This is a genomic window from Brevibacillus daliensis (genome assembly GCF_021245735.1).
GTDB lineage: Bacteria > Bacillota > Bacilli > Brevibacillales > Brevibacillaceae > Brevibacillus_B > Brevibacillus_B daliensis.
This window is the reverse complement of the sequence record NZ_JAJISB010000059.1, coordinates 1-11,128: the sequence shown is the minus strand read 5'-3', so window position 1 is coordinate 11,128 and position 11,128 is coordinate 1. Positions and strand designations below refer to the sequence as shown.

Genomic DNA, 11,128 nt, shown 5'->3' with positions numbered 1-11,128 from the left:
AAAAAAAGGTGCTATGATAGCACCTTTTAGCTAGATTTTCTTTTTGCCAGTGCTGCTCTCGCTACAGAGAAAAGCGCAGGAGTCAAAAGGATTGCAAGACCTAGCAAAACGAATGGCCAAAAATTTGATGCGAATGACCACGCAGAAGACAATACATCGGCTGCAGTCGGCAATCCGGAATCTGCCGGTGCTTTTAAATCTAGTGCTGCTGCATGTTCAATTACAGAATTCATATAAAATTCCACCTTTTCGTTATGTTATATATTTTTACCAGTCATCATCGTCATCGTCTTCGTCATCCCTTTTCCTCGTAGCTTCTTGAAAAGCATCTGAGAACATTGGAAGAATCCAACCAAGAATAGCAATGACTGCAAAAATCAAGAAGAAAGGCATACCTATCGAAAGAATTGACATGAGATAGCCCCAAAATTCGCTTATAGGGACTACATCAAAAACGTTATACAAGGGTGTATCACCTGGCTTTTCAGGTTGTGGCTTTGGTTTAGGTTCTGTAGGTGTTTCGGGTTCTGGATCAGGGTCAGGTTGAATGTTAGCATTTTCAACTTTAATGACTCGGACTCCCTTACCTATGCTTTTCGGATTAAGTTCTTTAGACTGACCTGGATTCAACTCGTAATACTCTTCAGTCACATTTGATGCACCGACATAGAGTTTAACCAGGAACTTATCTTCAGGAACAGAAGTATTAGTGACGATGAGTTTCCACAACGCATCACCCCATTGTGGAGCAACAACCTGTATTTTTAGTCGCCCACCCTCAAGGTGTGCCACATCTACCCATAAATTTTCTCCTGATTTATCTTTAACAAAATTCTTTTCTGCACCACTCCAGTTATAACGGCCATCAGAAGAGTTAATAAAATTCGTTACAATATCAACCATGGGTTGAGCAAAAGCAACAGATGAAAGAGAAAGAAAGCACAAAAGTAAAAGGACAATCCTTTTCATCATTTCTTAACTGCTCCTGCTATCGCTGATATGAGTACCCTGATAACAAGTCCAACACCAATGGCAGCCACAACGATTAATGCAAAAGGAGAAAGAGAGAATAGAAAATTATTGAATACATTCCAAAAAAACGACCAATCTATCAAACTTGAAAAATTCATCCTGGAGACCTCCAGTAATAAAGCAAAGTGAAAATAATAGCGCAGCACACTATAAAAGTGGTTCCTGCTTTTAAAACACCGTCATTAGCGAGTAGATAGATCAATAAATCCCTAATCATAGGTGATTCCTCCAAGAAATCAGTACCCTTTTCAAGAAGAAACCGAAAGCAACGATCAGAGTCGGAACAGTGGCAGCCACAGCGTAATCTTTAGCAATATCGAAACCGTCCATTATCTTCTCCTCCAAATGATCTGGAATACCCATTTCAACAAGAAAACAGAAATGGCTGCCAGTATTGAAAAGGTTACTAGTAGATCACCAGTGGTAGCCGACTTTTCAATTCGCAGATCATAAGAATCAAAGTGTACGACCTCAAATGTCGCTTGCTTGGATTGGAATTTGTTTGCGAATGTATCAGAAACTTTGTTCCAATCAGGCTCCACGTAGTCGCTTCCTACATCATCACCACTACTTCCACCACCACTATTGAAATCTTCCTGAGGAATTTCCTCTGTTTCCCCTGGTTGTTCAACCGGATCAGTTGCTACGCTGCTTCCTTCATCCACTACCTATCACTCCTTTTCAGGCACGCCTAAAGTACGAAAGGCTAAAATATCTGTCAATACATTTCTGGAAAAATAAATAATCAATCACGATACACGGTGCAGTAGTTTAAAGATTATGTAATAATCTATTTCTTTTACCCGCGCGCCCACTATTTTTTTGTGTTTATTAGTTCCGCAACATCTTTCGCAAAACTGGCAGGGATCGGTAGTCTCTTTGTTACTTTGTGATATGGATCAACAATTTCAAGGACAATTTGTGTTTCGTCAAATTCTCTAAAAATTGATCTTCCGCAATGTGAAATTCTTTCACGAGAAACATTAATTTGGTAATTATTAGGTAGTTTTACAGATTTCTTATTGATCACTTTTTGTAATACTGGTCTGTCTGTTGGAATAATAAAGGGTTTTTTCATAGTTCTTTCCTCCTAAAATATAAAAGGGACGCTATAAGCGCCCCCATTTTTTTACAACAAAAACTAAACCTTGTAATTGACATGAATACAAAGTTTATTGCATATTGAATTACAGGCTGCAAACTGAGCGCATTTTAGTTTGCAGCCTATCGACCAGGACTGGGGTAGGAGCCTTCCTGGTCATTTTAATATTTAAAAGTAGAACTAATGTTCCTATTTCGTAAGTCCTAATATTAAAATAACTACTTTTGGACTAAAGAACAAGCTTTTTTTACCCGACATTTTCCAAATTGTTGTCATTCGACAAAAATACATAAATTTGGTATCAGGTTGCTTATATCTCCAAAAATGAAATAGAATGTTCTGTGAGAGTCTACAGGTTAACAACCCGACCAAGGTGATCTATCCAAACTATCCGCAGTTTAAATGTCTTCTGACACTTAAATAATGCGCGATATTGATAGATTGTGTTACCCTCGTAGGCTCTCTTTTCTTTTAATGCTATCGTTTCCTCAAGCAACTTACTGCTAGATTTTAATTTCTTCTCAAGTTGCTTAAAGTATGCCCAAGCTATATCGTTCAACTTCATCACCCCCTTTCACTGGATGAATCAGGTTTTAAACGCCCCTAGCTTCCTTTGTAGCCCTTTTTTGTATTAAGTGTACATTTGCCCGTAATTTTATTTATTCTTATACTAGGGCTTTTCATAGGGTTTAGCCTTATATCTATTCGTAGTATAATAAGGGTGGTTATTTTACTTGTCGCCTGATGCGCTCTCTAAAGCAAATCGGGCATTTTTATTTTCTACATACTTTTTTAAAAATTTGGTATCTTCTTCCATTTCCGAAGCAGAACGGAACGAAACAGCGTTGCTATCACTACTAAATTTCCCTTTTGCACCTTTCAAAACTTCCAAACGCTTCGCCTGTTCACGCTTTTCTACGCTCTTTTGGTATGCTTCTTTCGTTCTTTCTAGCATCTCAATATCTTTTTCTTTCAAACGATCTACTCCATCTTCAAGCAACTGGATTAACCAATCCAATTTCCCATCATTCGCCATCCAAATCAGGGACAAAGAAGGTTGAACCTGATGACCAACCCATCTCACCAATTTTTCAATAGTCTTGTCAGGTGCTACGTTTGTAAGTCTTAGCTTTTCAACATCACCTAAAAATTTGTTCCAAAATCTGGATACCTTCCAACGAGCCTTGTTCGAATCATTTTCATCACGATCTACAAAATTCACGTAGTTTTTTATAACACCTGTTACGATTTCCCCGACAGGCTTTTCTCCATGAGCAATTAAACGTGCTGCTTCTTTTGCACGCTCTTTTCTCATTTGTATCTCCGTACGATTCCAAACTTCTACGCCTTCTTCTAACTTAAAGCCTTTGTTTGTTCTCTCCCAATGTTTCTCATAGATACGGACCTGTATTCTTGATTTTTCAGACCCGAAATATATGGTTTTCCCTTGATAATCTCCACTATCAAGTTTTATTTTTCCAATAGATCGAGCAAATTCAAATTTAGAACGACAAAGCCCCTGTTCAGCTCTTTTAATCAGTGACCCTACAGAAAAATGAGATTTTAGTTTTCTATCAGTTCTTTTTGTCCGTACTCCAAAGTCATCTACAGCAAGATCCAGGCGTGAAAAAGTAAAAGCGTCTGTAATAAAACGTCTAAAAAGTTCAACCCAATCTAAAGATGAAAGTACCTCAAATTCCCTGCAAGCTTGTCCAGGTAAAATAATATGTATTCCAGGCTCAGAAGTTGACTCGTAATATAATTGCATTGAACCCAAACGCAATTGCTTTTTCCACGATCTGTAACCTGTCGGAATCTCTGTAAAATCTTCTGGATTTAAGCCCATTATTTTGATTACATCCCACACATTTTGGGAAGTCTTCAAAGTGCCCTGAACCCAGTCTACAAGCGCCCTCATCTCATCATGATCGGTATTTACTGCCCCACTGTTAGTGCTGTGGGGCGTTTCGTTTTGAACCATCTTTTTACGATCATCAAGTGACATACAAACCCTCTCCCTAAAAGATACCCCAACCATCTTTTTATTTTCTCTCGTTTAATGTTTTCGCCATCGACAAACCCTTGATCAATTTGGCTAATAGGGCATGATCAACTTTTTGTTTTCATCGAACGATAGAACCCATGTTCTAGGTTTAGATTTTAACCCTGGTTCTTGTTCAATGTTCTCCGAGGGCAAAGCCCTCTTATGCACGATCCGTGCGCTTTGCGACCCTCTCGCACCTCAACATAGATTTTCTTTCGCTCCTTTCTGGAAAATTAAAAAGACCTCTCACCGTTTTTTTGGGTGAAAGGTCTTAAAAATAGCCATTTTGAGCCTTGGACGGTTGATATATACATACATTTCGAGTAAAATGTGTATATCAAAATTTGATAACAAGGCTTGATCAGGGCTACAGTAAACCTGTTCACCGACCTCACTCGGTGTTCAGAGTCGAAAAGGGATGGGGATTCCGGTTTCGACCTGTGGCTCTATTTATTTTTCCGTTCTTCATTTTCCTAAACTTTACCACACTTTCCGGGAATCTATCAATCTTTCAAGTCAAGCAATAATTTTTCATCTCGCAACTCTTTATTCTTAAACTCGTAAGTACCACAAGACTGGCAGCACAGTTTTCTTATATCAGTTCTACCACGTTTCCATTCCGTTTCTCTCTTACAACGATAGCAATACATTGTCTTTTCCCAACCCAACAGTTATTCTCCTTTCTCAAGCTCTTCCAATTTTCTAACCACATTTGGAATCAAAACGAAAAACAGGTAAAAAGAAAGCCCAACAAGCAAAAATAAAACGATTTCTTGTATAGTCTCTTGCATACTTATTCACCTACTTTTTGTGGTCTGGATTGAGCAAATCAACAAAGATAAACGAGCCTTTTTCCTGGTAGTTCGCCAGGAGACTATTCGTTGCAAGTAAAACCAGTTGAGTCTGTGAAATACCTGTCTCATCTGACATTTGAGTGAGTTTTTTTTGATTCCTTTCGGAAACGGGATTGCTAATCTACTGTTTTGATCTTTCATTTCTTATCACCTCTTTCTGATACAAAAATAACATCTTTTAGATGTTTTGTAAACACCTCAAAGATGTTTTATTTTATTTCAATGTCTCCTGGATGATAAGTAAGCACCCGTTCTACCTTTCAATCTCTTTTGTGCTTCTTTCATATACTCAAGCGCAGCCTTAGAGTTCCCCTTCTCTATGTAGCTAATCGCTAAGTCAACATATTTAGACGCTGTTTTCACCCTTTCACGCTCCTTTTGCCCGAAGTTCTTCCAGGTAAGACGTGTATTTTTCTTGTGTTCTCTCGGTCATTTCCTCTTGTTTTAAAGCAATATATACCTCATAACCTATCTTTACCTTGCGTTCCTCGGGTATTTCCTTCTTGATTCGCCAGTGAACGCATGAGGAAGGAACCAGGATTCCCCCGAAACCCCTCGCTAGACGTTCAGCCATACGCAATTTCTCGTCATGATGGAAGTCTGCTACCAACTGTGCATAGCGTTGAGCCGAGAGAGAAGGATAGTGATACAGTAGTTGCCTGGGGTCATTTACTTCTCTTCCTGCCTTGTAAATCGTTGAAATCATGCCGTTTCCCCCTCGGTTATGTCGCTTATATCGAAATCAAGAGAGTAATCATCATCAACAGGCAGACCTAACTCACGCAGTTTTGCATTATGAACCTCTTCGAGCCTTTTCATAAACTCATCTTGCGCCCTGGGCGTTTTTGGCATTGGAAAGCCGGAAACTAGTCGAAATGTATTGAAAAGGTTGAGATTATGTATTTGTTTTACCTTCCTGGCAGGAATGAATTGCTGATGAAGAAATCTCCCCAGGTTATTTTGTTTGTTTCCTGCTGTGTAATCAAAAAATTCTAAACGTATTCCCTTGTTGCCAACCTCTGACACATTTACCAGTACTTCAGTCAACCTACGTAGCCTGGTATCTAAGTCGGAGTAATTCGGGGCAATAAAAATTTGAACGGTAGCCATCTTTCTGCCGTAGTTCAATAACCTTGTGCTGAAAGCTCTTTCTCCTGAGGAAAACTCCCGACCGTCAAATTGCTCCTGGGATTCATCCCACACAATAATAGAACCGTGTGCCTGGGCAACAGAAAGCCAGTCATCCGGCTTATTCATGCGTTTTGAACCCCTTAACCCATAGTTGCTAAAAATTTCAACGTCATGTCCTTTCGCTATAACCTTATTGCGGAAAAGGTGAGCGAGTGTAGACGCTGCTGTTGTCTTTCCGGCTCCTAAATAACCTTGAATGCCCATAAAGTGCATTTCTTATCACCCTTTCGACTGCTGTAGTTTCGTATATTTGCCATCATCTTTCAAAAGTATTGGCTTCGGTGGTTTTGGAACAAGTGCCTCGATTGCGTCAAGGTAGAATTCAGGATCTGCCACATCTTGGCGAAACTTCTTAATTGCATCAATCATCGGTTTATAAGGGTTTTCGTTCGGGTGTAAAAGCTTGTTATTACCTAACTGTTCCAAATATAAAATCGCTCTCACCTGTTCCTCACGCAACGGCTGCGTGACAGGTTTCATAAAGTCCAGAACTTGTTTTACATCTGCTATGTTCTGCACCGTTGGAAACAGTGTGTCATTGATTACGCTTTGCAGTGCATGTGCATTATCATGTGCCTGTTGTGCCATGCTCTCCCCTCCCCTACTTCGATACTGCAATAAATGTTGTAATAACCAGGGCGACAAGAAGCCCTATTTTCATGAAGTCAATCCCTTTCGTTGCGAGCAAATCTTCCGGCTTTTTGTACTGTGCAATTTGCCGAATAATCGTGTTCATCTCTACTCTTGCAAGGTTTTCAGTCGCTTCCATTATTCTTGTAGGTGCATTCATAACAAACACTCTTCCCTGGCTGCTCAATCGTAGTTCCAGATCTGCTAAAGGAATTGATTTCTCCCCTGCCCTTATCCGTTCTTCGTTGATCGCTTCGACCTGGTATATCTCACAAGTTCGTTTTTCATCGTCAAAAAGGACAACACGATCACGAACTAGTATTGGTTCATCTTCTGTTTCTTCATTTCTTCGTAAAAATGAAAACATCTTAGTGCGCCCCTTTCTTCTTATTTACTCGTTTTTTCGTTACAAAAGAGTAAACCATCCAACACACAGCAAGTATCATTGAAACCCCTGCTGCCACTCCTGAACCTATGGCGAAAAAGTATTGAAAGACTGCTGATGTATTCAAATTAAACACTCCTTACCTTCTTAACTAATTTCACAAAAAATCATCTATGGTACCAGTACAATGCAAACCTTACAAATAAAATAGCTAACAATATGACTACAGATAAAACAGTAATCCACGGATGATTTACTTGTAGCTCAATTATTTTTTTGAAAAGTTCTCCGTTAGGGTCTATAGCCCCCACCGCATATATGCTTACCACCACTTCACCCCATTCTTAGCGTTCAGATACACGTTGAATAGCTTCTTAGATATCCAAACAATCATAACGAACGTTACCCCTGCCAGAAGCGAATTGACCACTCGAACCCAGCTTTCTCCCAGGAGTGAAATAGGAGCAAGCCAACTGCTTACATCTATCCCTTGCCCGATCACCGAACTCGCACTGGATATGCGTTGTGCTGCCTGGTCGATCATGCCGGTAGGAAAGTCGAATATCTGGTCAATTAGATTCTTAAAAGGCGTATCAAACATCAATCCGACCCCCTAGCACCGATGATATTGACGATTGCAATTGCAACGAGTATCCATATGGCCCATAGACACAACACACTTATCTTGTTCAGTTGTAGCAGCTCAAACGCAGGCTGCATGTTGTCAGCTACTTCCTGGTATCTGCTCGGTAAATTTGCCCTGGCTCCGTTGTAGCTAAGTCCGATCAAGCTAGTAAATAACCCTTTTACAACGCTGATAAGTAACACTACAAGGGAGTAAAGGAAGTTAAACACTGCTACGATCAACAAACCTAGCTTGTACAAGAAATAAAAGATCGTAGCAATCAAGATAAACAAAGGCTTAAACAGTGTAACTAACAGCGTTTTTATCGCTGTGAACAGCCCCGAAAAGGCATCCGCAAGGAAGCTCATTCCCTTGTCGAAAAAATCTGCTAAAAAGTCGAATAGATACTCTGCAAAATCAGCTATCATCGTCTTTTTCTCACGTAAGGAATTACTGATCTTCTTACTAACAAAATCAGTTCATCTGCTAACGCTGCCACAGTAAGTAGTGTAATTGGAACTGCTAAGATCATTGCGTATTCAAAAGACTCCAGGAATACCTCATCCATCACTTATCACCGTCCCTGGTTTGCATACGTATATTTCTTTGCTGCATTCTTACAGCTCTACGCTGTGAGTCGCTTGCATCCGGCTGCTTTGATGAAGAACGAGCGACCTGGAAGAAGTAAGGGACTAGCAATAAACTGGAACCGATTAAAAACCATGTCCAAAAATTTGATGCAAAAGACCATACGCTGCCAAACAAGTCACTTACTTTCGGTGGTCCTAATTCTTGTGGTGGTGGTGGTAGTGGATCGTATGTCGGAAGGGTAACAGAAGTATTCATTTCACCGTACCACCCAACGCTAAGATCAAAAGCGTATACGGTTATCTGTACACGGTCTCCAGGTGACAAGTTAGATAGAGTTACAGACGGTTTAATTACTTCTAATTCTTTTTGGGTTGAAGCAACGCCATCTTTAGAGATCACATCATATCTCACCAAATATTTATTAATACCTTTTAATTCGTCCCAGGTGAGAGAAACAAAGTTTTTACCTTTGTCAGTAACCTTGAGATTTTTTATGCTTTCTAGCTTTTTTGATGTAGTAATAGTTTTTATTTCACTTTCAGTTCGACCCCAAGTGTTTTCAGCTACTATCCAAACTTTATAAGTTGTATTTGGGCTAAGTCCCTGTATGAGGTACTTATTTTCACTACCTGAAAGTCCTATCTTTTGTTCACCATCGAGGTAAACAAATATTTTTTCTGCATTAGTTGCAGAAAACCGTAAATCAATAGAATCATGATGTGTTGTAAAAGAAGTAATCACTGTATCTGTTGGTGTCGAAACTTCATAACCATAAGCACTAAAAAAAACAACATATTCTCGATTTTGTAAAACATTCTTTAACTCTATTTTTTTTACTTCAGAAGTATTATCTTTGAAATCTTCAGGTTTTCCATAAAAAATCTGTTTACCATCGGTAGAGTACACAATAAGTTTCATACCACCATAAGTTTTCCCTGTTTGAGTAAAAGCGATTTCACTAATAACAACAGGTTTTGAAAATTCATAAATGGTTGCTGCCATATAATAAAATTCATAACCTATACCTTTTTTAACATGCACTGGGCTCCCCTGTTTATGGTTACTATCATTTGTTAATTGTATTTGTGCATACGAATTGGTTGGATTTAAAGTAAACACTATTAAAAAAACAAAGAAGAATAAAAACCAATTCCTCATAGTCAATCCCCCTTTCCTGGCATTGGCATTTCTGGTTTTGGTATTCCGAACTCTTTTTCTGGAATTGGAATATTTGTTTCTGTCTCCGGCTTCGGTGCGGGTTCCGGCGGTGGTTTAGGGCTTGAAAATCCATCTTCCGGGACAGGAACCGGGTCTTGTCGTGGTTTTGGCAAAATCCCGCCTTTCTCTTGCCCTGGCTTCGGCTTATAGCTATCTGATGTATGAGGTATTTTGTCGATAGGGTCAGATTGTTTTAAGTCAATACCGCCCGTTCTATCAGGGTTTACCTGTACGCTTGGAATGTTATTAAAGTCGTAATGCTTAACATTCGTTACTGAATCTTTAGCTTCTGGCAAGATAGGATCAGGACCACCGTCAAAACTAGGTCGATCAGGTCGATCAAGTTTATCTGGTCTATCAGGTCTGCCTAGCAATTTATCGAATTGATAGTACATTTCATCTCCAAGCCTTGGTACGAATTCGTCTGCAAATATCTCTGCAACTTCCTCCCAATCTGGCGGTGGTGGTAGATTGTCCGCAACAGCTTCACCGATTAGATCAGCAATATCTTCCCAACCAGGGCAAGCTAGAAAGTCGCACATTTCCCCGCACATTCCACCACCATCTCCCCCGTTTTCGTCATCTCCCCCAGTCGGGTCTCCAGAAAAGCTACTACACGATGGGTTTTGTATATCGGTTGTTCGAACCTCGTCCGTTTTAGCGATAACGTTTCCAGAAGAATCATAAAAACGTAATTGATAGGTACCGTTGCAGGTAAGATAGTGAACGCCTGTAGGCTTCTTGTTATAAGCTTCTGATTCATATGTACCTGTATGATCTTCGAAATGCAGCTTGTAGTAGGATGTATTTTTCGGAAATCCAGAATATTTCATTTCGTAAACATCGTCAGGGTCAGGCTTATATGAAATCTTAGAATCTACTCTCCCACTTCCGTTTTCTCCAGAACCATCACCATCTCCACTATTGCCGCCCCCTGGTATTTCGGGATCTGGTTTACTTGGTTTTTCAGGTAATTGGACATTACTCCACCCTTGTTCTGGCGTGTACTCTCCTGGTATCTCTATAACTGGCGGTGGTGGTGGGTCTAAATACTTTATTATCTGTGCATCTGGCTTTGTTGTTGTAGCATAGGGAATTCTTAAAACAGGATCATTAGGACCTTTAAAGGCTCGCCATAGACCGATATATGTCGTTTTATCAGGTAAATTGATAACTGTAGACGATCCACCTCCTAAATTGAAAGGAATATCAACATACTCAGTTACAACCCTGCCCCCCAAGTCTTTCGAAACTCCTGCCCGTATGAATCCGTCACCTTTTCCAGATACGGCTACTGTTTCAAACTCATATTTTTTCGATAACTCATATTTACCAAAGCAACTCGTTTCTCCGGAAGGCGTTCTATAGTTACAGAATGCACCTTTTTCCTCCTTGATCGTATTGGCTACCACTAACGAACAAGGCAGCATGAACAAAAACAAGAACACCCAAAACC

The 11,128-nt window shown here is 39.8% G+C and carries 16 protein-coding genes and 1 pseudogene; all 17 read right to left on the bottom strand.

All coding sequences use genetic code 11. The features are described 5' to 3' along the window. Positions 1–26: 26 nt before the first annotated feature. A complete protein-coding gene (locus LM917_RS24050; RefSeq protein WP_232700232.1) occupies positions 27–233 on the bottom strand; it encodes a hypothetical protein in 207 nt (68 codons plus the stop codon). 34 nt (positions 234–267) lie between these two features. Continuing rightward, a complete protein-coding gene (locus LM917_RS24045; protein WP_232700231.1) occupies positions 268–972 on the bottom strand; it encodes a hypothetical protein in 705 nt (234 codons plus the stop codon). Then, positions 969–1,130, bottom strand: coding sequence for a PTS ascorbate transporter subunit IIC (locus tag LM917_RS24040; RefSeq protein WP_232700230.1), 162 nt, complete (start codon positions 1,128–1,130; stop codon positions 969–971). The genes LM917_RS24045 and LM917_RS24040 overlap by 4 nt, the downstream gene beginning before the upstream one ends. A gap of 231 nt (positions 1,131–1,361) precedes the next feature. Continuing rightward, positions 1,362–1,697 (bottom strand): hypothetical protein, encoded by a 336-nt coding sequence (locus LM917_RS24035; protein ID WP_232700229.1) that lies wholly within the window; start codon positions 1,695–1,697, stop codon positions 1,362–1,364. Positions 1,698–1,846: 149 nt separating this feature from the next. After that, entirely contained in the window at positions 1,847–2,110 is a 264-nt protein-coding gene (locus LM917_RS24030) for a hypothetical protein (RefSeq protein ID WP_232700228.1), read from the bottom strand. A gap of 373 nt (positions 2,111–2,483) precedes the next feature. After that, positions 2,484–2,693 carry a hypothetical protein gene (locus tag LM917_RS24025; protein WP_232700227.1) on the bottom strand — a complete coding sequence of 70 codons (210 nt, stop codon included), beginning with the start codon at positions 2,691–2,693 and terminating at the stop codon, positions 2,484–2,486. A 171-nt stretch (positions 2,694–2,864) separates the two neighbouring features. Continuing rightward, positions 2,865–4,139, bottom strand: coding sequence for a replication initiation factor domain-containing protein (locus tag LM917_RS24020; protein WP_232700226.1), 1,275 nt, complete (start codon positions 4,137–4,139; stop codon positions 2,865–2,867). A gap of 1,260 nt (positions 4,140–5,399) precedes the next feature. Then, on the bottom strand, positions 5,400–5,738 hold the full coding sequence (locus tag LM917_RS24015) for a hypothetical protein (protein WP_232700225.1): 339 nt from the start codon (positions 5,736–5,738) through the stop codon (positions 5,400–5,402). Further along, on the bottom strand, positions 5,735–6,436 hold the full coding sequence (locus tag LM917_RS24010) for an ATPase (protein ID WP_232700224.1): 702 nt from the start codon (positions 6,434–6,436) through the stop codon (positions 5,735–5,737). Before LM917_RS24010 ends, LM917_RS24015 begins: the two co-directional genes overlap by 4 nt. 6 nt (positions 6,437–6,442) lie before the next feature. Continuing rightward, positions 6,443–6,811 carry a hypothetical protein gene (locus tag LM917_RS24005; protein ID WP_232700223.1) on the bottom strand — a complete coding sequence of 123 codons (369 nt, stop codon included), beginning with the start codon at positions 6,809–6,811 and terminating at the stop codon, positions 6,443–6,445. Positions 6,812–6,824: 13 nt separating this feature from the next. After that, the gene (locus tag LM917_RS24000; RefSeq protein ID WP_232700222.1) at positions 6,825–7,220 is read right to left on the bottom strand and encodes a hypothetical protein; all 396 of its coding nucleotides are present in this window, start codon (positions 7,218–7,220) and stop codon (positions 6,825–6,827) included. 1 nt (position 7,221) lies between these two features. Beyond that, a complete protein-coding gene (locus tag LM917_RS23995) occupies positions 7,222–7,365 on the bottom strand; it encodes a hypothetical protein (RefSeq protein WP_232700221.1) in 144 nt (47 codons plus the stop codon). A 195-nt stretch (positions 7,366–7,560) separates the two neighbouring features. Next, positions 7,561–7,839: a hypothetical protein gene (locus LM917_RS23990; protein WP_232700220.1), complete on the bottom strand. Its 279-nt coding sequence runs from the start codon at positions 7,837–7,839 to the stop codon at positions 7,561–7,563. After that, complete coding sequence (locus LM917_RS23985; RefSeq protein WP_232700219.1) at positions 7,839–8,291, bottom strand: hypothetical protein; 453 nt, start codon at positions 8,289–8,291, stop codon at positions 7,839–7,841. The genes LM917_RS23990 and LM917_RS23985 overlap by 1 nt, the downstream gene beginning before the upstream one ends. After that, on the bottom strand, positions 8,288–8,434 hold the full coding sequence (locus LM917_RS23980) for a hypothetical protein (protein ID WP_232700218.1): 147 nt from the start codon (positions 8,432–8,434) through the stop codon (positions 8,288–8,290). The genes LM917_RS23985 and LM917_RS23980 overlap by 4 nt, the downstream gene beginning before the upstream one ends. Then, positions 8,431–9,612 (bottom strand): fibronectin type III domain-containing protein, encoded by a 1,182-nt coding sequence (locus tag LM917_RS23975; RefSeq protein WP_232700217.1) that lies wholly within the window; start codon positions 9,610–9,612, stop codon positions 8,431–8,433. The genes LM917_RS23980 and LM917_RS23975 overlap by 4 nt, the downstream gene beginning before the upstream one ends. Positions 9,613–9,614: 2 nt before the next feature. Then, a pseudogene (locus LM917_RS23970) lies at positions 9,615–11,128 on the bottom strand (hypothetical protein); the annotation flags it as partial.

Bases quoted from the DNA above. Each gene is read 5' to 3' on its own strand.
- LM917_RS23975 (WP_232700217.1), bottom strand. From the start codon at position 9,612: ATGAGGAATTGGTTTTTATTCTTCTTTGTTTTTTTAATAGTGTTTACT.
- LM917_RS24045 (WP_232700231.1), bottom strand. From the start codon at position 972: ATGATGAAAAGGATTGTCCTTTTACTTTTGTGCTTTCTTTCTCTTTCA.
- LM917_RS24030 (WP_232700228.1), bottom strand. From the start codon at position 2,110: ATGAAAAAACCCTTTATTATTCCAACAGACAGACCAGTATTACAAAAA.
- LM917_RS24015 (WP_232700225.1), bottom strand. From the start codon at position 5,738: ATGATTTCAACGATTTACAAGGCAGGAAGAGAAGTAAATGACCCCAGG.
- LM917_RS24010 (WP_232700224.1), bottom strand. From the start codon at position 6,436: ATGCACTTTATGGGCATTCAAGGTTATTTAGGAGCCGGAAAGACAACA.
- LM917_RS24020 (WP_232700226.1), bottom strand. From the start codon at position 4,139: ATGTCACTTGATGATCGTAAAAAGATGGTTCAAAACGAAACGCCCCAC.
- LM917_RS24050 (WP_232700232.1), bottom strand. From the start codon at position 233: ATGAATTCTGTAATTGAACATGCAGCAGCACTAGATTTAAAAGCACCG.
- LM917_RS24000 (WP_232700222.1), bottom strand. From the start codon at position 7,220: ATGTTTTCATTTTTACGAAGAAATGAAGAAACAGAAGATGAACCAATA.
- LM917_RS23985 (WP_232700219.1), bottom strand. From the start codon at position 8,291: ATGATAGCTGATTTTGCAGAGTATCTATTCGACTTTTTAGCAGATTTT.
- LM917_RS24005 (WP_232700223.1), bottom strand. From the start codon at position 6,811: ATGGCACAACAGGCACATGATAATGCACATGCACTGCAAAGCGTAATC.
- LM917_RS24040 (WP_232700230.1), bottom strand. From the start codon at position 1,130: ATGAATTTTTCAAGTTTGATAGATTGGTCGTTTTTTTGGAATGTATTC.
- LM917_RS23990 (WP_232700220.1), bottom strand. From the start codon at position 7,839: ATGTTTGATACGCCTTTTAAGAATCTAATTGACCAGATATTCGACTTT.